Genomic DNA, 22,835 nt, shown 5'->3' with positions numbered 1-22,835 from the left:
CACACCGAAGCGGCCGGAAATTACGCCCGTTCAGCGGCGCCCCGCCCGGCCGCCCACAGAAGGCGCCCGCTCCCGGCCTCGCGGCAGGATGCCAGTGGGACCGCCGATCAGGTGGGTCCCGCAAGGCCCGCGCACTCGGAAGGATCTGCCGTGACCGTCAGCCTGGAGCAGTTGCGCCGGTGCCACTTCGCCGTCGACCTGGGCGCGGCCCGTACCCGGGTGTACGTGAAGGGCGCCGGGCTCGTCGTGGACCAGCCCTCGGCGGCCGCCGTGAACACCCGTACCGGTGCGCTCATCGCCGTCGGCGAGTTCGCGGAGAAGATGACAGGGCGGACCCCGGACTTCATCAAGGTCGTACGGCCCATCGCCGGCGGCACGGTGGTCGACATCGAGATGGCCCAGCGCATGCTGCGGCATCTGCTCGGTGACAAGATGCGCCGGACGCTGCGCCGCAAGCCGCGGCTGCGGGCGGCGGCCTGCGCCCCGCACGACGCCGACCCGCTGGCCCAGCGCGCGACGATCGAGACGCTGGTCGGGCTGGGGGCGCGGCGGGTCGAGCTGGTGGACACGCTGATCGCCGCCGCGGTGGGGTGCGGACTGCCGGTGGAGCGGCCCGAAGCCAGCATGATCATGGTGTGCGGGGCGGCGGCCACCCAGGTCGCGGTCCTCTCGCTGGGCTCCCTCGTCACCGCCGAGCGCATCCCGGTGGGCGGCGAGGCCGTGGACCACGCGATCGTGCAGCATCTGCGGCACGAGCACGAGCTGATGCTGCCCAGCCAGTCGGTACGGCCGCTGCAACTGGCCCTGTCCGGCAACGGCCTCACCCCGCACGGCCCGGCGTCGACCGAGATCCACGGCCGGGACGTGGCCACGGGGCTCGCCCGCAGTGTGCGCGTGGACACCGCCGCCGTGCGCGACGCGATCCAGACGCCGCTGACGGCCGTCCTGGACGGCATCGGCAAGGTGCTGCGCGACTGCCCGCCCGACCTGGTCGCCGACCTCGCCGACCGAGGGATCATGATGGTCGGCGGCTCCGCGCTGCTGCCGGGTTTCGACCAGATGCTGCGGCAGGCCACCGGGATGCCGGTGCACATCGCCGAGCGGCCCGGCATCTGCGCGGCTCAGGGCCTGGGCGCCATGCTGGAGGGCCGGATCGAACCGCTGATCCTGGACCCGCTGGCCGCCTGAACCGCCCGGCAGCCCGCCCGGTTCAGTACGGCAGTACGCGCCCGGACGGAGTCCTGCGGTCGATCTCCTGCCCTCGCGGGGCGGAGGGCCGCCGGCTGACACGTACCCGGATCCGACGGTCCATGACGCCCTCCTCCTGCCGACACCGACCGGCGATGGGCACCGGTAGGAGGTCCGTGCCCAGGAGTTGACCGGTTCAAGCCTGTACGCCTCAAGTCTTGCGCGAGAAGGCGTGGTTGCGCCCGCGCGCTACCGGGTCAGGTAGCGGGCGAGGACCGGGTCGAGCCGGGCCAGCCAGGTGCGGAGCCGGGCCTGTCGGCGGGCGTTCAACTCGCAGGAGTACACACCGCCGTCCCACAACCGCACGGTGATGGTGAGGCGGTTGCCGCGCCAGCTGCGTTCGACGCGCGCGATCTCGTGCCACGGGAAGTCCGCGGTGGCGCCCTCCACTTCGAGCAGCACTCCGGCGGCATTGACGACCACGCCCGCGCCGTCGTCGGCCAGCACGACCTCGGGGTCCGGACCGGCGTACGGGTTGCCGTACGGGATCGGCGGCCCGAAGCCGTAGGGGGCCGGCTGCGCGGTGGCGGGCTGCGCGGGCAGGTGCGGCGGCGTGGCGGGCTGTACGGGCAGGTGCGACGGCGTGGCGGGCTGTACGGGCAGGTGCGACGGCGTGGCGGGCTGTACGGGCTGCTGGTACGGGGGCGTCGCGGCCCGGACCGGCGGCTGCGGCGGTGTGGCGGGCGGCGGGGGCACGGCGGCCTCCGGTGAGGACACGGGGGACGCCTGCGCGGGTGCGGGGGCCACCTGCGAAGGCGCGGTGTCCGCCTGCGGGTACGGCGGTGTCTGCGGCCGGGACGGGGACGAGGACGCGTCCGTCAGCAGGTCCAGCAGCGCGCCGGGCGTGGGCCGGTCCGCGGGCTCCTTGGCCAGGCACGCGGCGACCACGTCCGCCAGTGCGGCGGGTACGGCGGACATGTCCGGCGGCTCGTGCACGGAGCGGTACATCAGCCCCATCGGCGTGCCCTCGCCCCAGGCGCTGCCGCCCGCCGCGGCGACCAGCACGGCACCGAGGGCGAACACGTCGGCGGCGCCGGTCACATCGTGGCCGAGTGCCTGTTCGGGCGCGAGGAAACCGGGCGTGCCGAAGGCGGTGCCGGTCGCGGTGAGACGACCGGACTCGACGGCCCGGGAGATACCGAAGTCCAGGACGCGCGGCCCGTCGGCGGCCATGATGATGTTGCCCGGCTTGAGATCGCGGTGCACCAGGCCGCAGGCGTGGATGGACTCCAGCGCCTCGGCGAGCGCGGCGGCCAGCGCCCGCAGCTGTGGCTCGTCCATGGCGCCCTCGGCGGCGAGCCGCTCCGCCAGGGTCGGCCCGGGGATGTAGGCGGTGGCCAGCCACAGCGGGTCGCCGTCGAGGGCGGCGTCCACCACCGGTGCGGTGTGGAAGCCGCCCACCGCGCGGGCCGCCTCGACCTCGCTGCGGAACCGCTCCCGGAAGACCGGGTCGGCCGTCAGTTCGGCCTTGGCCACCTTCAGCGCGACGGCCCGTCCGCCGCGCGTGCGCGCGAGATACACCGTCCCCATGCCGCCCTCGCCGAGCTTCCTTTCGACGAGGTACCCCCCGATGTGTTCCATGCGGACCAGTATGGCCGCCGGCCCTGACACGTCCATGCCCGGCGTCCCGGTACGGCGACGTCCATGCCCGGCGTCCTGGTACGGCCCGGGCGGGGCCGTCGTGTTCGCGCAGCATCCGCATGACGGTGGCGGGCGAGGGGTGCCGGCCTTCTTCGTGCCGGTGGTGACGACGAGCCGTCCGGCGATGCCGCGCGGGCCCGTCTCCTGGTTGCCCGGGTGGAGGGCCATGGACAGCGGGTGGTCGTCGGTGACGCCCGCGCCGCCGGCGGTTCGGCCGTGCCTGCGGGCGCGCCAACCGGGGCGAGTCCTCTGTGGGCTTGGGCGTTCCCGGGGTTCCGCCGGGGGCATGCTTCAGTGGGTCCAACCGCTATCCAGCGCTCGGTGCCACGGCCCATGCGTCGATCTCGACCCTGAAGTCCGGGTGAACCAGGCCGGCGACCCTCACCAGGGAGCAGGCGGGCGGGTGTTCCGCGTCCTGGTACTCGTCTCGCACCTTGCGGAACGCGCCCAGATCATCCAGATCGGTCAGGTAGACCGTCAGTCTGACGACGTGCTCCAGGCCGGAGCCTGCCGCCTCCAGTGCGGCGGTCAGGTTCGCGTAGACCTGCCGGACCTGGGCCTCAGCGTCCTCTTTACCGACGAGATTGCCGTCGCCGTCCACCGGGACTTGACCCGAGACGGCGACCATCGCTCCGGTGAAGGCGACCGCGTGGCTGTAGCCGTTGACGGGCGGTGTGCCGTTGGGACGTATGAAGTGCTTCATGGCGCCGATCATGCCACCGGAAATCGGCTCCCTACCGGCACAGGAGGTCGCCCCTCACGATTCACACCCGGGCACTCACGGATCAGCCGAACGGCAGCTCGCTGTCCTCGGTGACCGGCAGGGCGTCCATGTCGGGGCGCAACAGGATCGTCGGGCCGTCGGCCGCACCGGTCAGGGCCGCGGTCACGGAGGACGGGGCGCGACCGGTGCCGATCTCCGGGCCGAGGCCGTCGAGCGCGTTCAGCAGCAGGCGCCGGAGGTGTCATGCGGCCGTTCTCCTTCCCCGGGGCCGGCCCGCAGCGGCGGCACACGAAGAGGCGCCACTTTTGCACCGTAGGGACGACGGTACCGGCCGGACCGCCGCGACAGGGCGGGGCGACGACCGCGTCAACCCCGTCAGCGGGCCGCGGCCGAACGAGTAATGGGTGATCGTGATACGCCGCGCCTGGCAGCCGCGGTCGCTTACCGGCCAGAAATTCCGCAGAGCCGCCGTAACCCCGTGCGACCGCCGGGGGTTAACGCTTCGGCACAGGTGAAAACGTTCCTGCACCGAAGCGCCTCGGTGGGGCGGGTGGGACTCGAACCCACGGCCGACGGATTATGAGTCCGCTGCTCTAACCGGCTGAGCTACCGCCCCATAGCGGCGTGTCGCGTACACGTGTGCGCGCCGTCTGCCGCAGCATAGCCGCTCATACGATCTCCTGCTTCGGATGGTCGGCTTCCGCGCTGCTCATGACCTCGAGGACATCCCCGCAGGCGCGGCGGTTCCCGCGGACATGAAAAAGGACCCCGGAGGGGTCCTCGTTCAGCGCTCCCCCGACTGGACTCGAACCAGTAACCTGCCGGTTAACAGCCGGCTGCTCTGCCAATTGAGCTACGGAGGATCGAAGCTCCCCCGACTGGACTCGAACCAGTAACCTGCCGGTTAACAGCCGGCTGCTCTGCCAATTGAGCTACGGAGGATCGCCTCGTTGCATCGAACGTACCTACCTGGGTATTCGCCAGGGGGCGGGCGCTCGCTGCGACACATACATTAGCGCAAGCAGGGGGGTGCTCCGCCAATCGGTACTCCTCGGCGCCAGCGCCGCACCAGAGACCTACACACGGGAAGGGTGGCAGCCATGCGCTACCGGCTCATGTTCCTCGGCGGACTGGCCCTCGGTTACGTACTCGGCACGAGGGCCGGACGCGAGCGCTACGAACAGCTGAAGAAGTCGGCCCGGCAGATCGCGCAGAACCCGGCGGTGCGGAACACCGCCGAGTCGGCCGCCCAGCAGGGCCGCGTCTACGCCGGCAAGGCTTTCCACACGGTCAGCGACAAGGTCGGGGACCGGGTCCCGGAGTCCGTGGCCCAGCGGGTGCGGTCCCTGCGGGACCGGAGCGTCGACGGAACGGCGGAGGACGACTGGGGCACGAGCAACACCTGACGATCACCGAACCGCCCTCGGCCGAAGCAAGCCCGGCGATGCGGCAAAATCCCTAGGCATGGGGATAGTCGCCGGCTTGGACAGCTCGCCCGATTTCACGCGCATCGTCGTCTGTGACACAGACACCGGCGCCGTACTCCGCCAGGGATACGCACCGCACCCGGCCGAGGCGCCGGACGGTGCGCGCCCGAGCGATGTCGACCCGCAGGCCTGGCTGCTCTCCCTGGGCGAGGCCGCCGGGGGCGGTCTGCTGGAGGGCGTGCAGGCCATCGGTGTCTCCGCGCAGCAGAACGCGCTGGTGCCACTGGACGCCCAGGGCAACACCGTCCGCCCGGCCCTGGTCGGCGGCGACAAGCGCGCGCAGGTCGCGGCGGCCGATCTGGTGGACGCGCTCGGTGGCCGGGAAGCCTGGGCCCAGGCGGTCGGATGCGTGCCCCAGGCGGCCCAGCCGGTCACCAAGCTGCGCTGGCTCACCAAGAGCGAGCCGGAGAACGCGCGACGTACAGCCGTCCTGCTCCAGGCCCACGACTGGCTGGTCTGGCAGCTGCTCGGGCGGCCCGTGCGGCGGACCACCGACCGAGGCGGGGCCTCCGGCACCGGGTACTGGTCGGCCGCCACCGGCGCCTACCGGCCCGAACTGGTCGAGCTGGCGCTCGGCCACCAGGCGATGCTGCCCGAGGTGATCGGCCCGTCCGACGCGGCCGGTACGACCCCGGAGGGGCTGCTGATCTCCGCCGGCACCGGGGAGACCATGGCCGCCGCGTTCGGGCTCGGGATCGGGCTGGGGGACGCGGTCGTCTCGCTCGGGGCCTCCGGGTCCGTGATGGCCGTGCATCCCGAGGCGCTCGCCGACCAGTCCGGGATGATCACCTCCCTCGCCGACGCCACCGGCATGCACCTGCCGGTCGTCACCACCCTGAACGCCGTACGCACCCTGCGCGGCACCGCCGAGCTGCTCGGCCTGCCGGACCTGGAAAGCCTGTCCGACCTGGCGATGAAGTCCACCCCGGGGGCGCACGGGCTGGTGCTGCTGCCGTATCTGGAGGGCGAGCGGACGCCGAACCTGCCGCACACCGCGGGCACCCTCGCGGGGCTGCGGCGCGAGTCGATGAAGCCCGAGCACCTGGCGCGGGCCTCCTTCGAGGGCATGCTGTGCGGGCTCGCGGACGCGCTGGACGTGCTGCGCGGGCGGGGCGTGGAGGTGCGGCGGATCTTCCTGCTGGGGGCGGCCGCCGAGCTGCCCGCCGTGCAGGCGGCGGCGCCCATGCTGTTCGGCGCGCAGGTCGTCGTACCGCAGCCGGCGGACTACGCGGCGATCGGCGCGGCCCGGCAGGCTGCCTGGGCGCTCGGTGTCTCGCAGGGCACCCTCGATCCGCGCACCCCGCCGGCCTGGCAGGGCGCGGCGGCGCAGGTGCTGGAGCCGGGCGAGGAGCTGGCCGTGGGGCAGGCGGTACGGCAGCAGTTCACCGCGGTGCGCGAGCAGACGCACCCCGGAGCGTTCAACTCATAGGGGAACAGAACCGGGCGCAACACCCCAAAGCCATAAGGGCGCAGGACAGGCCACCGGCGGGTTAATCGGTTGAGGTAACGCGGGTGGAGTGTTCGACGATAGGGGCCAGGGGCAACCGAACCGGCCCCTGTCGCCGACCCCGAGAGACGTAGCGTGCTCATACGACTTCTGCGGACCTATCTCAGGCCCTACAAGAAACCCATCGCCCTTGTGGTGGCGCTGCAGTTCGTGCAGACCTGCGCCACCCTCTACCTGCCCACCCTGAACGCGGACATCATCGACAACGGTGTCGTGAAGGGTGACACGGGTTACATCCTGTCCTTCGGCGCCCTGATGATCGGCATCTCGCTGGCTCAGGTCGTGTGCAACATCGGTGCCGTGTACTACGGCGCCCGGACCGCCTCCGCGGTCGGCCGAGACGTGCGCGGTGCCGTCTTCGACCGGGTGCAGTCCTTCTCCGCGCGTGAGGTGGGTCACTTCGGGGCGCCCTCGCTCATCACCCGTACGACGAACGACGTGCAGCAGGTCCAGATGCTGGCCCTGATGACGTTCACCCTGATGGTGTCGGCGCCCATCATGTGTGTGGGCGGAATCGTGCTGGCACTCGGTCTGGACGTACCGCTGTCCGGGGTGCTGGTCGCGGTCGTACCGGTGCTCGGCATCTCCGTGACCCTCATCGTGCGCCGGCTGCGCCCGCTGTTCCGGTCGATGCAGGTCCGGCTGGACACGGTCAACCGGGTGCTGCGCGAGCAGATCACCGGCAACCGGGTCATCCGCGCCTTCGTCCGGGACGAGTACGAGCAGGGCCGGTTCGGGAAGGCCAACGGCGAGCTGACCGACATGCAGCTGGCCACCGGCCGGATGCTCGCCCTGATGTTCCCGATCGTCACCACGGTCGTGAACCTGTCGTCCATCGCGGTGGTGTGGTTCGGCGCCCACCGGATCGACGACGGCGGGATGGCCATCGGCGACCTGACCGCGTTCCTCGCCTATCTGATGCAGATCGTCATGTCCGTGATGATGGCCACCTTCATGTTCATGATGGTGCCGCGTGCGGAGGTCTGCGCCGAGCGCATCCAGGAGGTCCTGGGCACCGCCTCCAGCGTCGTACCGCCGACGGCTCCGGTCACCGAGCTGCGCGCGCACGGGCACCTGGAGATCCGGGGCGCGGGCTTCCGCTATCCGGGGGCGGAGGAGCCGGTGCTGAAGTCCGTCGACCTTCTCGCCCGGCCGGGCGAGACCACCGCCGTGATCGGCTCCACCGGCAGCGGCAAGTCGACGCTGCTGGGACTCGTCCCCCGGCTCTTCGACAGCACCGAGGGCGAGGTCCTGGTCGACGGCGTGGACGTCCGGGACGTCGAACCGCAGCTGCTCGCCAGGACCGTCGGGCTGGTGCCCCAGAAGCCGTACCTGTTCGCGGGCACGGTCGCCACCAACCTGCGCTACGGCAACCCGGACGCCACCGACGAGGAGCTGTGGCACGCGCTGGAGGTGGCCCAGGCCAAGGACTTCGTGCGGAAGCTGGAGGGCGGCCTGGACGCGCCGATCGCACAGGGCGGCACCAATGTCTCCGGCGGTCAGCGGCAGCGGCTCGCCATCGCCCGCACGCTGGTGCAGCGCCCGGAGATCTTCCTCTTCGACGACTCCTTCTCGGCGCTCGACTACGCCACCGACGCCGCCCTGCGCGCCGCGCTGTCCCAGGAGACCGCCGAGGCGACCGTCGTCATCGTCGCCCAGCGGGTGTCGACCATCCGGGACGCCGACCGGATCATCGTGCTGGAGGAGGGCCGGGTGGTCGGCTCCGGCCGGCACGCCGAACTGATGGCGACCAACGAGACCTACCGGGAGATCGTGCTCTCCCAGCTGACGGAAGCGGAGGCCGCCTGATGGCCGGGCCCATGGGACGCATGATGGCCGGGGGACCCGACCAGCGCTCGATGGACTTCAAGGGGTCGGGCAAACGGCTCGTCGCCCAGTTCAGACCGGAACGGTTCACGATCTACGGCCTCTTGCTGTGCGTGGTCATCAGCGTGGGCCTGAACGTGGTGGGTCCGAAGATCCTCGGCAGGGCCACCGACCTGGTGTTCTCCGGCATCATCGGCCGGCGGATGCCGGAGGGCGCCACCAAGGAGCAGGTGCTCGACTCCATGCGGGAGCGCGGCCAGGGTCAGGTCGCGGACATGCTCAAGGGCACCGACTTCACCCCCGGCAAGGGGATCGACTTCGACGCCGTCGGGCACGTCCTGCTGCTCGCGCTCGGTACGTTCCTGGTCGCGGGCCTGCTGATGGCGGTCGCGACCCGGCTGGTGAACCGGGCCGTGAACCGCACGATGTACCGGCTGCGGGAGGACGTGCAGACGAAGCTGTCGCGGCTGCCGCTGTCGTACTTCGACAAGCGCCAGCGCGGTGAGGTGCTGTCCCGGGCGACGAACGACATCGACAACATCGGGCAGACGCTCCAGCAGTCGATGGGCCAGCTGATCAACTCGGTGCTGACCATCATCGGCGTCCTCGTGATGATGTTCTGGGTCTCCTGGCTGCTGGCACTGGTCGCGCTCGTCACCGTGCCGCTGTCGTTCGTGGTGGCCACCCGGGTCGGCAAGCGGTCGCAGCCGCACTTCGTGCAGCAGTGGCGCACCACCGGCAAGCTGAACGCCCACATCGAGGAGATGTACACCGGGCACACCCTGGTGAAGGTGTTCGGACGGCAGGAGGAGTCGGCGAAGCAGTTCGCCGAGCAGAACGAGGCGCTGTACGAGGCCGGGTTCAAGGCGCAGTTCAACAGCGGTGTGATGCAGCCGCTGATGATGTTCGTGTCGAACCTGAACTACGTGCTGGTGGCGGTCGTCGGCGGCCTGCGCGTCGCTTCCGGCGCCCTCTCCATCGGTGACGTCCAGGCGTTCATCCAGTACTCGCGGCAGTTCTCCATGCCGCTGACGCAGGTCGCGTCGATGGCGAACCTGGTGCAGTCGGGTGTCGCGTCGGCCGAGCGGGTCTTCGAACTCCTCGACGCGGAGGAGCAGGAGGCCGATCCGGTGTCGGGTGAGCGGCCCAAGGAGCTGCGCGGGCGGGTGCGCCTGGAGCACGTGTCGTTCCGGTACGACCCGGAGAAGCCGCTGATCGAGGACCTGTCGCTCACCGTCGAGCCGGGACACACGGTGGCGATCGTCGGCCCGACCGGCGCGGGCAAGACCACGCTGGTCAATCTGCTGATGCGGTTCTACGACGTCTCCGGCGGCCGGATCACCCTCGACGGGGTGGACATCCGGAAGATGTCCCGGGACGAACTGCGGTCCGGGATCGGCATGGTGCTCCAGGACACCTGGCTGTTCGGCGGCACCATCGCGGAGAACATCGCGTACGGCGCCTCCCGCGAGGTCACCCGGGGCGAGATCGAGGAGGCGGCGCGGGCCGCGCACGCGGACCGCTTCGTCCGTACGCTGCCCGACGGGTACGACACCGTGATCGACGACGAGGGCACGGGCGTCAGCGCCGGCGAGAAGCAGCTGATCACCATCGCGCGGGCGTTCCTGTCCGATCCGGTGATCCTCGTGCTCGACGAGGCGACGAGCTCCGTGGACACACGCACGGAGGTGCTGATCCAGAAGGCGATGGCCAAACTGGCGAGCGGCCGTACCTCGTTCGTGATCGCGCACCGGCTGTCGACCATCCGGGACGCCGACACGATCCTCGTGATGGAGAACGGGTCCATCGTCGAACAGGGCGCGCACACGGAGCTGCTGGCGGCCGACGGGGCGTACGCCCGGCTGTACAAGGCCCAGTTCGCGCAGGCCGTGGCCGAGGTGGACTAGACGCACGGGGGGGGCCGCCGCACGGCGGTCCCCCTCAGTCCAGGTAGCCCCTCAGCTGATCCGCGAAGGCGTGGTCCCGGAGCTTGTTGAGGGTCTTGGACTCGATCTGCCGTATCCGCTCCCGCGTCACGCCGAAGATGCGCCCTATCTCCTCCAGCGTGCGCGGACGGCCGTCGGCCAGCCCGTACCGGAGCTGTACGACCTTGCGTTCCCGCTCGCCCAGCGTGGACAGCACCGCTTCCAGGTGCTCGCGCAGCAGCAGGAACGCCGCCGATTCGACCGGGCTCGCCGCGTCGCCGTCCTCGATGAGGTCCCCGAAGGCGACGTCGTCCTCCTCGCCGACCGGGGCGTGCAGCGACACCGGCTCCTGGGCCAGGCGCAGCACCTCGCCCACCCGCTCGGGCGGCAGGTCCAGATGGGCGGCGACCTCGTCCGGGGTCGGCTCGCAGCCGCGCTCCTGGAGCATCCGCCGCTGGACGCGGACGACGCGGTTGATCAGCTCCACCACATGCACCGGTACCCGGATGGTGCGCGCCTGGTCGGCCAGGGCCCGGGACATGGCCTGGCGGATCCACCAGGTCGCGTACGTCGAGAACTTGTAGCCCCGGGCGTAGTCGAACTTCTCCACGGCCCGGATGAGCCCGAGGTTGCCCTCCTGCACCAGGTCGAGCATGGTCAGCCCGCGGCCGACGTACCGCTTGGCGACGGAGACGACGAGCCGCAGATTGGCCTCGATGAGCCGGCGCTTGGCCATCCGGCCCATGACGACGAGCCGGTCCAGGTCGAGCGCGAGCTGGCTGTCCAGGTCGGGGGTGCTGCCCAGCTTCTCCTCCGCGAACAGGCCGGCCTCCACCCGGCGGGCGAGTTCCACCTCCTCGGCGGCGGTGAGCAGCGGAATACGGCCGATCTCGCGCAGGTACTGGCGGAACAGATCGGCCGAGGGGCCCCCGGAGTCGGCCCGGGCGGCGGCCGGCGCCTCGGCGGGCTCCTCGATCTCCTCGGGCTCCTCCGTGAGCGCTTCGGCGGGCGGTTCCGTCGGCTCCGCGGCCGCCGCCTCCGGGTGACGGGCGGCTCGGCTCTGCGGGGGCACGGCCACGAGGGCGTCCGCCTCCTTGTCCGGCTCGTCCGCGCTGGTGCTGGTGGCGCTGGTGCTGCTGTCGGTCTGAGTGAGGGTCTGGGTCTGCACGGGGGCGACCTCCAGGTGATCGCTGCCGACGGTGTGCGGCAGCGGTGTTCGGGAGCGGAGAGTCGACGGCCTGCGCTCCGAGGACTCGGGCACCGCCCCCAGTGTGGGGTACGACACAACTCCGCCACGAGGGGCGTGCGGTGACTTTTTGCGTCCGGTCGGTGACGGGGCGGTGACCCGGCTCGCCGGACTATGCGAGGGGCAACTGCGCACCGGCGCTCCGCGGGAATGCGGGGGATGCCGGGGATGCCGGGGATCCCGGGGGATGCCGGGGAAGGTGGACGGCGGGGGGGAGAGGGAGGAGCCGCGGCGGCGTCCAGAGGTGCTTGGGCCGCCTCGGCGTCACGGGCGCGCCGTCACCTGAGGACCGGGCCCGCGCCCGTCACAGCGCCTCCGCGCCCCGCTCGCGCAGTGCCTGGTCGTACTGCTGGAGGACCCACAGCTCGTTCTGTACGGCGGCCAGCTGGGCGGGGTCGCCGCCGGCGGCCAGGCGGGTCAGCTGGGACTGGACGTCGCGGATGCGGCGCTCCACGGCCCGGCGGCGGATCTGTACCAGGACCGTGCCGGCGTACGTCTCGTCCACCGTGCGGCGCAGGATCGGCTCGACGGCCAGCTCGGTGACCATCGCGCGGACCGTGTCGTCGGGCGCGGCCTCGCGGACCCGGACCAGGTACTCCTGCGGATCCGGCACACCGTACTCGGCGCCGCCCGCCTCCGCGACGGCCTGCCGCACGGCGGCGTACGGCGGGGCGGTGAACTCGTCCACGCCGTAGGCGTCGAAGGCCGGGGATACGAGTTCGGGGCGCTGAAGGGCGAGCTTGAGCAGTTCGCGCTCGGCGGCGAAGACCGGGTTGCGCAGGGTCAGCGCCGGGCCGCCGGCCGCCGGGCGGGGCGCCTCGGTCCACTGCCGGCCGGCCGGTCGGGGCCGCCCCTGCTGCGGGTCGCCCTTGCCGCCCCGGTCCCGGGCCCAGCGGGCCAGCTGGGCCACCCGCCGGACGACGAACTGGGTGTCGAGGATGCCGAGCATGCCGGCCAGTTCGACGGCGACCTCGTGCTGGGCGCCGCTGTTCTTGATCCGGGCGACGATCGGGGCGGCCTCGTCCAGGGCGGCGGCGCGGCCCGCCGGGGTGTCCAGGTCGTATCGGCGCACGATCTGGCGGAGCGCGAACTCGAAGAGGGGGGTGCGGGGTTCGACCAGATCGGCGACCGCCTCGTCGCCCTTGGCCAGTCGCAGGTCGCACGGGTCCATGCCGTCGGGCGCGATCGCGATGTACGTCTCGGCGGCGAACTTCTGGTCGTCCTCGAAGGCGCGCAGGGCAGCCTTCTGCCCGGCCGCGTCACCGTCGAACGTGAAGATCACCCGGGCCGAGCCGTTGTCCATGAGCAGGCGGCGCAGGATCTTGATGTGGTCGCCGCCGAAGGCCGTGCCGCAGGTCGCGATGGCCGTGGTGACCCCGGCCAGGTGACAGGCCATGACGTCGGTGTAGCCCTCGACCACCACGGCCCGGCTGGACTTCGCGATCTCCTTCTTCGCCAGGTCGATGCCGTAGAGCACCTGGCTCTTCCTGTAGATCGCCGTGTCGGGCGTGTTGAGGTACTTGGGGCCGTTGTCCGCCTCGTACAGCTTGCGGGCGCCGAAGCCGACGACCTCGCCGCCGATGTCCCGGATCGGCCACATCAGACGGCCCCGGAAGCGGTCGATGGGCCCGCGACGGCCCTCCTGAGAGAGGCCGGAGAGGAGCAGCTCCTTGTCCGTGAAGCCCTTGCCGCGCAGATAGCGGGTGAGGTGGTCCCAGCCCTGGGGGCTGTAGCCGACGCCGAAGTGGACGGCGGCGGCCTGGTCGAAGCCGCGCTCGGCGAGGAAGACACGGCCGGTCTCGGCCTCGGCGCCGGTGGCGAGCTGCTCCGCGTACCACTGCGCGGCGATCTTGTGGGCCTCGACCAGGCGGATGCGCTCGCCGCGCTGGTGGGCCGGGTTGTACCCGCCCTCCTCGTAGCGCAGCGTGATGCCGGCCTGGGCGGCGAGGCGCTCGACGGCCTCCGAGAAGGAGAGGTGGTCCACCTTCATGACGAAGGTGATGGTGTCGCCGCCCTCCTGGCAGCCGAAGCAGTGGAAGAGTCCCTTGCTCGGGCTGACCTGGAAGGACGGCGACTTCTCGTCGTGGAACGGGCACAGGCCCTTGAGGTTGCCGCCGCCCGCGTTGCGCAGCTGGAGGTACTCGGACACCACGGCGTCGATCGGGACCGCGTCCCGTACCGCCTTCACGTCCTCGTCGTTGATCCGTCCTGCCACGAGGTGATTCTACGGGGCCGGACCGACACTCCTGGGGCGAGATGTCCGGCCCCCGGCCGGGGCACGGGGGTTGTCCCCGGGATTCGCGGCACGGGGTGCCGTGCCGGTGACGGCCCTCGGAGGCGTCAGGGGATGAGGCTGTCGAGCGGTACGTGCGGGTCCGAGAGCGCTTCGATGTTCACCCGGGCCCGGGAACGGATCAGGTGCTGGATCCGCTCTGTGACATCCCACACGTTCACGTTCATCCCGGCCAGCACGCGTCCCTCCTTCACCCAGAACGCGATGAACTCCCGCTTGCCCGCGTCGCCCCGGATCACCACCTCGTCGTACGACCCGGGCGGCGCCCAGCCGCTGTACTCCATGCCCAGGTCGTACTGGTCGGTGAAGAAGTAGGGCACGCGGTCGTAGACCACCTCCTCGCCCAGCATCGAGCGCGCCGCGGCGGGTCCGCCGTTCAGCGCGTTCGCCCAGTGCTCGACCCGCAGCCGGGCGTCGAACAGGGCAAGCGGGAAGGAGGCGACGTCACCGGCCGCGTAGATGTCGGGATCGGACGTGCGCAGCCGCTCGTCGACGACGATGCCGCCGCCGTGCGCCCGGTCGGCGATCTCCAGCCCCGCCGCCTCGGCGAGCCCGACCCGGGGCGCCGCTCCGATGGCCGCGAGGACGTCGTGCGCCGGGTGCTCCTCCCCGTCGTCCGTGCGGGCCGCGAGGACCATGCCGTCCTGGCCGACGATCTCGGTGAGCCGCCTGCCGAAGCGGAAGCGGACCCCGTGCTCGTGGTGCAGCTGGGCGAAGACGTTGCCCAGCTCGGGGCCGAGGACGCCGTGCAGCGGGGTCGGCGCCGGTTCGATCACCGTGACCTCGGCGCCGTACTCGCGGGCCGCCGCCGCCACCTCCAGGCCGATCCAGCCGGCGCCGGCGATCACGATGTGGCCGTTGTCCCGGCCCAGGTGCTGCAGGACGCCCTTGAGGCGCTCGGCGTGCGCGCGGCGGCGCAGGTGGTGGACGCCCGCCAGGTCGGTGCCGGGGATGTCGAGGCGGCGTGGTTCGGCGCCGGTGACCAGCAGCAGCTTGTCGTAACGGACGAGGGTGCCGTCGTCGCCGAAGCGGACCGTCTTGGCCGTACGGTCGACGCGGTCCACGGTCTGGCCGAGATGCAGCTCGATGTCGTTGCGCGCGTACCAGGCGGGCTCGTGCACGAAGACGCTGTCGCGCTCCTCCTTGCCGAGCAGATAGCCCTTGGACAGCGGCGGGCGCTCGTACGGGTGGTCGCGTTCGTCGCAGATCAGTATCACCCGTCCGCTGTAGCCCTCCGCCCGGAGCGTCTCGGCCGCCTTCGCGCCGGCGAGGCCGCCTCCGACGATGACGAATGTCTGATCCGCGTCGACCACTTGATGCCTCCTCGTAAGGGTGCCGCCACATGCGAGCGTCCCGCACGCGGCGTGCTGCGGGAAGAGGGTGTGCCCCGTTCAGGCCACGGTGGGTCACGTACCTCTCACATATGCCCCGTCAGTCTCGCGTGCAGCGAGCGGGCGGCGGCGTCGGTGAGGGAGGCGATCTGGTCGACGATCACCCGCTTGCGTGCCCGCTCGTCGGCCGCCGCGTCGAACAGCGCCCGGAACTGGGGTTCCAGGCCGTCGGGCGCGCGGGCGGTCAGCGCCTCGGCCAGCTCCGCGACGATCACCCGCTGGTCGGCGCGGAGCAGCTCCTGCTCGGCCCGCTGCATCACATACCGGTCCGCGACCGCCTTGAGCACCGCGCACTCCATGCGGGTCGCACGGGGCACGACGAGTTCGGCGCCGTACCGGGTGAGCCGGCCGGTGCCGTAGGCGGCGCGGGTGGCGGACTCGGCGGCCAGGCAGAACCGGCCGATGAGCTGGCTGGTGGCGTCCTTCAGGCGGGCCTGGGCGGCGGCCGTGCCGTCGTATCCGTGCGGCCACCACTCCTCGTCCTGGAGGCGGTCCAGTGCCTCGGACAGCTCCGCCGGGTCGGTGTCCGCGGGGACGTAGCGGCCGATGGCGGCCTCGAAGACCCCCTGCCGTTCGGGTTCGGCGTGCAGGCAGTTGGGGTCGACGTGGCCGGCGTGCAGGCCGTCCTCGACGTCGTGCACCGAGTACGCCACGTCGTCCGACCAGTCCATGACCTGCGCCTCGAAACAGGTGCGGGTGCCGGGGGCGTACGCCCGGGCCCAGTCGAACACCGGACGGTCGTCCTCGTACACCCCGAACTTGCGCGACGCCGGGTCGGTCGGGTGGGCGCCGCGCGGCCAGGGGTACTTGGTGGCGGCGTCGAGGGTGGCGCGGGTGAGGTTGAGGCCGACGGAGCCCTCCTCGGTGAAGCGCTTGGGCTCGATGCGGGTGAGGAGCCGCAGGGACTGGGCGTTGCCCTCGAAGCCGCCGCAGTCGTCGGCGAACTCGTTCAGCGCGGTTTCGCCGTTGTGGCCGAAGGGCGGGTGGCCGAGGTCGTGGGCGAGACAGGCCGCCTCCACCAGGTCGGGATCACAGCCGAGGGCCGCGCCCAGCTCACGGCCGACCTGGGCGCACTCCAGGGAGTGGGTGAGCCGGGTGCGGGGGCTGGCGTCCCATGCGTGGCCGCGGGTGCCCGGGGTGACGACCTGGGTCTTGCCGGCGAGGCGGCGCAGCGCGGCGGAATGGAGGATGCGGGCGCGGTCGCGCTGGAAGGCGGTGCGGCCGGGGCGTTTGTCCGGTTCGGGGGCCCAGCGTTCGACTGACGTCGGGTCGTATGCCGTGGAGTGTGCGGTGCCTTCCATGATTCGACAGTACGGGTCGGCAGTGACATTGGAAGGACAGCCGGGTGCCCCATGGGCTGCCGGGTCCTGTCGTCGGACGGGTGCGGGAGACCGACGGGCTGCTGGGTCCTGTCGTCTGGCGGGTGCGGGTGCCCGACGGGCTGCTGGGTCCTGTCGTCGGACGGGTGCGGGTGCCCGACGGGCCGCCGGGTTCTGTCGTCGGGCGGGTGCGGGGCTCGGTGGCCTGCCGTGGCCATGCGGCCGAGCCGGACGCCGGCACGGCCCCGCGTCCCGTCAGGCGGCTTCCGTGGACCGCGCCGTCCGGGCCTGGTCGTAGCGGTGCAGGACCAGGCGGGCCATCGCCTCGTGGTCCCCCAGCGGAGCGGACGCGATCCAGGGCGCCGCCTCCGCGCACTGCGTCGCGAAGCGGCCCGGTGCCGTGAAGTACGACGCGATCGCCACCCGGTGCCGGCCCCGTGCCGTCAGGGCGCGGACCGCCGTGGGGACGGCGGGGGTCGCCGCCGAGGCGTACGCGGGGATCACCGGGACGCCCAGGCGGGCGGCCAGGAGGCGGGCGGTGCGGCGGGTGTCGGTGGCCGAGTCGGGGTCGCGGGAGCCGGCGGCGGCGAGGACCACCGCGCTCGACCGGCGGAACGAGTCGTCCGTGGCCGGGGGCCAGCCGGCCTCCAGCAGCCGGGCGTGCAGGACCTCGGCGAGCAGCGGGTGCGGGCCGAGCGGGGTGGCCGTGCGGGTGCGGGCGGAGGCCGCGGCGGCCATCTCGGGGATGTCCTGTCTGACGTGGTAGCCGCGGCCGAGGAGGAGGGGGACGAGGACGGCCCGGGTGTCGCCGAGGGCGGCCAGGGTGCCGGGGAGCAGCGGCTCGGTCAGCTCGATGTGGCCCAGGTGGACGGGGAGGCCGGGGCGCAGCCCCCGTACCCGTGTCATGAGGGCCCGTACGGTGGTGAGCGCCCGGGGTTCGCGGCTGCCGTGGGCGACCAGGACGAGGGCGGGCGCGGCCGGGCGGCGGCGGCCGAGCGGGGTCACGAGCCGGCCGCTGGTGCTGGGTGGGGTCGACGCCGTCATGCAAGGATCCTGACCCGGGGACGTTGCGCGCCCGTTGCGCGGTCGTCACGGGTGTTTTCCGCGGATTCACCTCGTACGGATGCGCGATGTGAGGCGAACCGGATCGCCGTCGTTCGCGTCCTCCTTGGTCGGGACCGATCACTGGGGGGCGTATGAGGATCCGTCGACCGCGGCTGCCGCGTACGCGTGCCGGGCAGCGGCGGCTGGTGCAGGCAGTGATGGCCGGGTGCGTGCTGGCGCTGCTGCCGATGACGTGGCTGTACGCGTCCACGGCGGACCGGCTGCGGACGACGGCGGACGTGCCGCGCACCGAGGTGGCGATGGTGTTCGGGGCCGGGCTGTGGGCGGAAGGCAAGCCGTCGCCGTACCTCGCGCGCCGGCTGGACGCTGCGGCCCAGCTGTACCGGACGGGGCGGATCGAGGTCGTGCTGGTCACCGGGGACAACAGCCGGGAGGACTACGACGAGCCGGACGCCATGCGCGCGTACCTGGCGCAGCACGGGGTGCCGGACAGGCGGATCGTCAGCGACTACGCCGGGTTCGACACCTGGGACTCCTGCGTGCGGGCGAAGAAGATCTTCGGGGTGGACCGGGCGGTGCTGATCAGTCAGGGCTTCCACATCCGGCGGGCGGTGGCGCTGTGCGAGGCCGCGGGGGTGGAGTCGTACGGCGTGGGGGTCGAGGACAAGCATGACGTGACCTGGTACTACGGGGGCACGCGCGAGGTGTTCGCGGCGGGCAAGGCGGTGCTTGACGCGGTGTTCCGGCCGGACCCGCGGTTCCTGGGGCCGAAGGAGCAGGGGGTCACACGGGCCCTGGCGGGAGCGCGGGACTGAGCATGGAGATCACGGAGCTGACGCCCGCCGAGCGCCGTGTACGGGAGGCGTTCCCGCTGGGTGAGGGGGTCGACTTCCGGCAGGGCGGCGACGAGGACCCCGCGCGGGGCGCCTCGTGGGGGCCCGAGCGCACGCTGCGCGCGGAGGTGCTGCGGGAACTGCTGCTGGCCGGGCCGGTGCGGGAGGGGCGGACAGCCGGCCTGAAGGTGGCGGGCGCGCGGATCACCGGCCGGCTGGACCTCAAGTACGGCACGGTCGGCCACCCCGTCCGGCTGCGCTTCTGCCACTTCGAGGAGCCGCCCGACCTGTACGGGGCGCAGGTCGGCGCCCTGGTCCTGAGCGACTCGGTGCTGCCGGGGCTGACGGCCGGGACCCTGCGCGCCGACGGGGTGGTGCGGATCACCTGCTGCCGGATCACGGGGCCGGTACGGCTCCAGGGCGCGAAGCTGTCCGGGGCGTTCTTCGCCAACGGTGCGCGGCTGGGCAGGCCCGGAGAGGTTCCCGAGGAGGCCGTGCTCCAGCTCAACCACGCCGAGATCGGCGCGGACGTGTGGGCCCCGGGCCTGGTCGCGCACGGAAAGGTGCATCTGAACGGGTCGGTCGTCCGCAACCAGGTGAACCTCAACGACGCGGAGCTCAACGCTCCCGGCGAGACCGCGCTGAACGCCGAGGTCCTGACGGTCGGCACCGACCTGCACGCCATGCGTCTGCGCAGTCGTGGCCGGGTCAATCTGGGCGGTGCCCGGATCCCCCGGCAGCTCAACCTCGCCCACGCCCGGCTGTCCAACCCGGACGGCCAGGCGCTGCGCGCCAGCAGCAGCGTCGTGGGCGAGCTGTGGCTGCGGGAGGCCGCACCCATCGAGGGTTCCGTCAATCTGCGCCGTGCCCAGCTCGACCTGTTGCACGTGCCGCCCGAGGTGTGGCCGCGTCAGGTCCAGACCGACGGGCTCAGCTATCGCGTGCTGACCCCGCACCTCCCGGCCGAGCGGCGTCTTCCGCTGCTGGAACACGAGCCGGACGGTTATCTCCCCCAGCCCTACGAACAGTTGACCACCGCCTACCGGACGGTCGGCGACGACGGTGCCGCACGCACCGTCCAGCTGGCCAAGCTGCGTCGTCACCGCCGCACCCTGCCGCCGTACGCCCGGGTGTGGGGCTGTCTCCAGGACGCGGCCGTCGGCTACGGTTTCCGCCCGATGCGGGCCGCGGGCTGGCTGCTGTTGCTGCTGAGCACCGGCACGTTCGCCTTCGCCCTGCACCATCCGCCGGCTGTCAGCCCCGCAGAGGCGCCGGTGTTCAACCCGCTCGCCTACGCCCTGGACCTGCTGCTGCCGATCGTCGACTTCGGTCAGCAGGGGGCGTACGCGCCGCGCGGCTGGTACCAGTGGCTGTCGTATCTGCTGATCGCCACCGGCTGGGTGCTGGCCACCACGATCGCGGCGGGCGTCACCCGGTCCCTGAACCGGCAGTAGGAACGGTCCGGCACCTCACGCCGCTCCCGGCCCAGCGCGGACCTCACGCCGCTCCCGGCCCGGCGGGGAGGTCGCCGTGCCGGGCGTGTAACCGGACGGGGCCAGGGGCCGTAACACGCCCGACGCACGCTGGGCGGCATGGAGAACACCTCGACGCCCACCCACTGCCCGTACTGCGCCCTGCAGTGTGGGATGAACGTCACGTCCCTGCCGCAGGGGGGCGTCGAGGTGACCGAGCGCCCGGACTTCCCCGTCAACCGGGGCGCGCTGTGCGGCAAGGGCCGTACGGCGGCCGAGGTGCTGTCGCCGGCGGTGCGGCTGACCGCGCCGCTGGTGCGGGAGGGCGGCCGGCTGGTGGAGGCGAGCTGGGCTCGGGCGCTGGACCGGATCGCCGAGCGGCTCGGGGCGACGCGGGAGTGCTACGGCCCGGACGCGATCGGGGTGTTCGGCGGGGGCGGGCTGACCAACGAGAAGGCGTACGCGCTGGGCAAGTTCGCGCGGGTGGTGCTGGGCACCTCGCAGATCGACTACAACGGCCGGTTCTGCATGTCGTCGGCCGCGGCGGCCGGCACGAAGGCGTTCGGACTGGACCGCGGGCTGCCGTTTCCGCTGGAGGACGTCGCGAAGACCGGCTGTGTGATCCTCGTCGGCTCCAACCCGGCCGAGACCATGCCGCCGTCGCTGCGGTTCTTCTCGGAACTTCGCGAGAACGGCGGCACGTTGATCGTCGTCGACCCGCGCCGGACCCGGACCGCGGAGCAGGCCGACCTGCACCTGGCGCCCCGGCCCGGCACCGATCTCGCCCTGGCGCTGGGCCTGTTGCACCTGGTGGTGGCCGAGGGGCGGACGGACGAGGAGTACATCCGGGAGCGGACCACGGGCTGGGCCGAGGCCCGGGCGGCGGCGATGGCGCACTGGCCGGAGTACGTGGAGCGGATCACCGGGGTGCCGGTACCGCAACTGCGTGAGGCGGTGCGGATGTTCTGCGCGCCGGAGGCGGCGATGGTGCTCACCGCGCGGGGGCCGGAACAGCAGTCCAAGGGCACGGACACGGTGGGCGCGTGGATCAACCTGTGCCTGGCGACCGGCCGGCCGGGCCGTCCCCTGTCCGGATACGGCTGTCTGACCGGGCAGGGCAACGGGCAGGGCGGGCGCGAGCACGGTCAGAAGGCCGACCAGCTGCCCGGTTACCGCAAGCTGGACGACCCGGTGGCGCGGCGGCACGTGGCCGGGGTGTGGGGCGTGGACCCGGACAGCCTGCCCGGCCCCGGGCGCAGCGCGTACGAGCTTCTCGACGCCCTCGGCACGGAGGTGCGGGCGCTGCTGCTGATGGGTTCCAACCCGGTGGTGTCCGCGCCCCGCGCGGCCCACGTGGAGGAGCGGTTGCGGTCGTTGGACTTCCTGGCGGTGGCCGACGTCGTCCTGTCCGAGACGGCGGAGCTGGCGGACGTGGTGCTGCCGGTGACCCAGTGGGCGGAGGAGACGGGCACGACGACCAGCCTGGAGGGCCGCGTGCTGCTGCGCCGCCAGGCCGTCGCTCCCCCGCCCGGCGTCCACAGCGACCTGTACGTCCTGCACGGGCTGGCCGACCGGCTCGGCGTGGAGAAGGGCTTCCCCACCGACCCGGAGGAGACCTTCGAAGAACTCCGGCGCGCGAGCGCGGGCGGCCCGGCGGACTACTCGGGCATCACCTACCGCCGCCTCGCCGAGGAGAACGGCGTCTTCTGGCCGTGCCCGGAGGAACCGGCCGAGGGGGAGACACCGACGAAAACCGAGCCGGACGTCGCGACCGGCACCGGCACCGGCACCGGCACCGGCATCGACACGGACACCGGGCACACGAACCGATCCGTGGCCGGGCACACGAGCCCAGCCGGGGCCGGGGACACGGGCCGAACCGGGGCCGGGGACACGGACCCGGCCGAGGCCGGGAACACGGGCCCAGCCGAGGCCAGGGACGGTGAGGCAACAACCGGTCGTGGTGAGCAAGATCGTGCTGAGCCGGATCGTGCGTGGCCGGATCGTGCTGGGCCGGATCCTGCTGGGCCGGATCGTGCTGGGCCGGATCCTGCTGGGCCGGATCGTGCTGGGCCGCGCGGGGACGCGGTCTCCGTGTCCCGCCCGCACCCCGGCACGCCCCGCCTCTTTCTCGATCGGTTCGCCACCCCCGACGGACGGGCCCGGTTCGTGTCCGTCGTGTACCGGGCGACCGCCGAGGAGCCGGATGCCGAGTATCCGTTGGTGTTGACCACCGGCCGGGTGGTGTCCCAGTACCAGTCGGGGGCACAGACCCGGCGCGTGACGGAGCTCAACGCGGCGGCGCCCGGACCGTTCGTGGAGCTGCATCCGCGGCTCGCGGCCCGGCTGGGGGCGGCCGACGGCGATCCGGTGGCGGTGGTCTCCCGGCGCGGCCGGGCCGTGGCGCCGGCCCGGATCACCGGTGCCATCCGCCCCGACACCGTCTTCATGCCCTTCCACTGGCCGGGCGAGGGCCGTGCCAACACCCTCACCAACCCCGCCCTGGACCCGACGTCCCGGATGCCGGAGTTCAAGTCGTGCGCGGTGCGGGTGGAGGTCCTGGGAGGTCAGAGCGCCGGAAAGGGCCTGACCGCAGTCGCGGTCAGCAAAGATCCGGAGACGTAGTGCCGCATGACCGCGTGGATGTCGTGCACCCCGGCGTCTTCGACGGCCCGGTCGGACTCCGCACGCCGCTCCTCGGCCGGTCACCAGCAGATCGACAAGATGCTCGAACAGGCGGTACACAGCAAACTGCCCGAGGGCCAGTGGCATTCGACGGACCAGGACCCGGGGCAGTTCGAGACCAACCTCCGGCACCCGCCCGAAGCTTCCGGGCCGCCGTGGCGCACCAAGGCCA

General features: G+C 72.4%; 15 protein-coding genes and 3 tRNA genes. 8 read left to right on the top strand and 10 right to left on the bottom strand.

Going from position 1 to position 22,835, the window contains the following annotated elements:
- Positions 1 to 150: 150 nt before the first annotated feature.
- On the top strand, positions 151 to 1,188 hold the full coding sequence (locus ACIGYR_RS10225; RefSeq protein ID WP_399595863.1) for a rod shape-determining protein: 1,038 nt from the start codon (positions 151 to 153) through the stop codon (positions 1,186 to 1,188).
- Between the two features lie 249 nt (positions 1,189 to 1,437).
- Here ACIGYR_RS10225 and ACIGYR_RS10220 read toward each other — a convergent pair whose 3' ends face one another.
- The 5 genes from ACIGYR_RS10220 to ACIGYR_RS10200 form a co-directional block, all read right to left on the bottom strand.
- Positions 1,438 to 2,829 carry a protein kinase gene (locus ACIGYR_RS10220; protein ID WP_399595864.1) on the bottom strand — a complete coding sequence of 464 codons (1,392 nt, stop codon included), beginning with the start codon at positions 2,827 to 2,829 and terminating at the stop codon, positions 1,438 to 1,440.
- 367 nt (positions 2,830 to 3,196) lie between these two features.
- Positions 3,197 to 3,592 (bottom strand): RidA family protein, encoded by a 396-nt coding sequence (locus ACIGYR_RS10215; protein ID WP_399595865.1) that lies wholly within the window; start codon positions 3,590 to 3,592, stop codon positions 3,197 to 3,199.
- A gap of 563 nt (positions 3,593 to 4,155) precedes the next feature.
- Positions 4,156 to 4,229: transfer RNA gene (locus ACIGYR_RS10210), tRNA-Ile, on the bottom strand.
- Between the two features lie 174 nt (positions 4,230 to 4,403).
- Positions 4,404 to 4,476 (bottom strand) — tRNA-Asn (locus ACIGYR_RS10205).
- Between the two features lie 6 nt (positions 4,477 to 4,482).
- Positions 4,483 to 4,555 (bottom strand) — tRNA-Asn (locus tag ACIGYR_RS10200).
- Between the two features lie 158 nt (positions 4,556 to 4,713).
- Between ACIGYR_RS10200 and ACIGYR_RS10195 the strand changes: the two genes are divergently transcribed.
- The 4 genes from ACIGYR_RS10195 (at position 4,714) to ACIGYR_RS10180 (ending at position 10,341) form a co-directional block, all read left to right on the top strand.
- Positions 4,714 to 5,019 carry a YtxH domain-containing protein gene (locus ACIGYR_RS10195; RefSeq protein ID WP_391838556.1) on the top strand — a complete coding sequence of 102 codons (306 nt, stop codon included), beginning with the start codon at positions 4,714 to 4,716 and terminating at the stop codon, positions 5,017 to 5,019.
- Positions 5,020 to 5,077: 58 nt separating this feature from the next.
- On the top strand, positions 5,078 to 6,529 hold the full coding sequence (locus ACIGYR_RS10190; protein WP_391838554.1) for an FGGY family carbohydrate kinase: 1,452 nt from the start codon (positions 5,078 to 5,080) through the stop codon (positions 6,527 to 6,529).
- A gap of 153 nt (positions 6,530 to 6,682) precedes the next feature.
- Complete coding sequence (locus tag ACIGYR_RS10185; protein WP_399595868.1) at positions 6,683 to 8,416, top strand: ABC transporter ATP-binding protein; 1,734 nt, start codon at positions 6,683 to 6,685, stop codon at positions 8,414 to 8,416.
- Positions 8,416 to 10,341, top strand: coding sequence for an ABC transporter ATP-binding protein (locus ACIGYR_RS10180; RefSeq protein ID WP_399595870.1), 1,926 nt, complete (start codon positions 8,416 to 8,418; stop codon positions 10,339 to 10,341). The genes ACIGYR_RS10185 and ACIGYR_RS10180 overlap by 1 nt, the downstream gene beginning before the upstream one ends.
- A gap of 34 nt (positions 10,342 to 10,375) precedes the next feature.
- Here the strand turns inward: ACIGYR_RS10180 and ACIGYR_RS10175 are convergent, their stop codons facing one another.
- The 5 genes from ACIGYR_RS10175 to ACIGYR_RS10155 all read right to left on the bottom strand — a co-directional run bounded on the left by ACIGYR_RS10175 (position 10,376) and on the right by ACIGYR_RS10155 (position 17,652).
- Positions 10,376 to 11,620, bottom strand: a complete 1,245-nt coding sequence (locus tag ACIGYR_RS10175) for an RNA polymerase sigma factor (RefSeq protein ID WP_391838549.1) — start codon at positions 11,618 to 11,620, stop codon at positions 10,376 to 10,378.
- 289 nt (positions 11,621 to 11,909) lie between these two features.
- Positions 11,910 to 13,820 carry a DNA primase gene (gene dnaG, locus ACIGYR_RS10170; RefSeq protein WP_391838547.1) on the bottom strand — a complete coding sequence of 637 codons (1,911 nt, stop codon included), beginning with the start codon at positions 13,818 to 13,820 and terminating at the stop codon, positions 11,910 to 11,912.
- Between the two features lie 125 nt (positions 13,821 to 13,945).
- Positions 13,946 to 15,211, bottom strand: coding sequence for an NAD(P)/FAD-dependent oxidoreductase (locus ACIGYR_RS10165; RefSeq protein WP_391838545.1), 1,266 nt, complete (start codon positions 15,209 to 15,211; stop codon positions 13,946 to 13,948).
- Positions 15,212 to 15,315: 104 nt separating this feature from the next.
- On the bottom strand, positions 15,316 to 16,590 hold the full coding sequence (locus ACIGYR_RS10160; protein WP_399595872.1) for a deoxyguanosinetriphosphate triphosphohydrolase: 1,275 nt from the start codon (positions 16,588 to 16,590) through the stop codon (positions 15,316 to 15,318).
- Between the two features lie 273 nt (positions 16,591 to 16,863).
- On the bottom strand, positions 16,864 to 17,652 hold the full coding sequence (locus ACIGYR_RS10155) for a sirohydrochlorin chelatase (RefSeq protein WP_399595873.1): 789 nt from the start codon (positions 17,650 to 17,652) through the stop codon (positions 16,864 to 16,866).
- A gap of 152 nt (positions 17,653 to 17,804) precedes the next feature.
- On the opposite strand from ACIGYR_RS10155, the gene ACIGYR_RS10150 reads away from it, so the two are divergent.
- The 3 genes from ACIGYR_RS10150 (at position 17,805) to ACIGYR_RS10140 (ending at position 22,603) form a co-directional block, all read left to right on the top strand.
- Positions 17,805 to 18,488 (top strand): vancomycin high temperature exclusion protein, encoded by a 684-nt coding sequence (locus ACIGYR_RS10150; protein ID WP_399595874.1) that lies wholly within the window; start codon positions 17,805 to 17,807, stop codon positions 18,486 to 18,488.
- Positions 18,489 to 18,490: 2 nt separating this feature from the next.
- Positions 18,491 to 19,960 (top strand): membrane-associated oxidoreductase, encoded by a 1,470-nt coding sequence (locus ACIGYR_RS10145; RefSeq protein WP_399595875.1) that lies wholly within the window; start codon positions 18,491 to 18,493, stop codon positions 19,958 to 19,960.
- Positions 19,961 to 20,098: 138 nt separating this feature from the next.
- Positions 20,099 to 22,603, top strand: a complete 2,505-nt coding sequence (locus tag ACIGYR_RS10140) for a molybdopterin-dependent oxidoreductase (RefSeq protein WP_399595877.1) — start codon at positions 20,099 to 20,101, stop codon at positions 22,601 to 22,603.
- The last annotated feature ends 232 nt before the right edge of the window (positions 22,604 to 22,835 follow it).

Origin of the sequence: Streptomyces sp. NPDC053076, assembly GCF_044546845.1 — a bacterium.
GTDB lineage: Bacteria > Actinomycetota > Actinomycetes > Streptomycetales > Streptomycetaceae > Streptomyces.
This window is presented reverse-complemented; position numbering and strand designations above follow the sequence as displayed.

Excerpts from the sequence above, each read along its gene's own strand:
- ACIGYR_RS10145 (WP_399595875.1), top strand. The coding sequence starts at position 18,491 with ATGGAGATCACGGAGCTGACGCCCGCCGAGCGCCGTGTACGGGAGGCG.
- ACIGYR_RS10180 (WP_399595870.1), top strand. The coding sequence starts at position 8,416 with ATGGCCGGGCCCATGGGACGCATGATGGCCGGGGGACCCGACCAGCGC.
- ACIGYR_RS10155 (WP_399595873.1), bottom strand. The coding sequence starts at position 17,652 with ATGACGGCGTCGACCCCACCCAGCACCAGCGGCCGGCTCGTGACCCCG.
- ACIGYR_RS10215 (WP_399595865.1), bottom strand. The coding sequence starts at position 3,592 with ATGAAGCACTTCATACGTCCCAACGGCACACCGCCCGTCAACGGCTAC.
- ACIGYR_RS10160 (WP_399595872.1), bottom strand. The coding sequence starts at position 16,590 with ATGGAAGGCACCGCACACTCCACGGCATACGACCCGACGTCAGTCGAA.
- ACIGYR_RS10195 (WP_391838556.1), top strand. The coding sequence starts at position 4,714 with ATGCGCTACCGGCTCATGTTCCTCGGCGGACTGGCCCTCGGTTACGTA.
- ACIGYR_RS10220 (WP_399595864.1), bottom strand. The coding sequence starts at position 2,829 with ATGGAACACATCGGGGGGTACCTCGTCGAAAGGAAGCTCGGCGAGGGC.
- ACIGYR_RS10190 (WP_391838554.1), top strand. The coding sequence starts at position 5,078 with ATGGGGATAGTCGCCGGCTTGGACAGCTCGCCCGATTTCACGCGCATC.
- ACIGYR_RS10140 (WP_399595877.1), top strand. The coding sequence starts at position 20,099 with ATGGAGAACACCTCGACGCCCACCCACTGCCCGTACTGCGCCCTGCAG.
- ACIGYR_RS10150 (WP_399595874.1), top strand. The coding sequence starts at position 17,805 with ATGAGGATCCGTCGACCGCGGCTGCCGCGTACGCGTGCCGGGCAGCGG.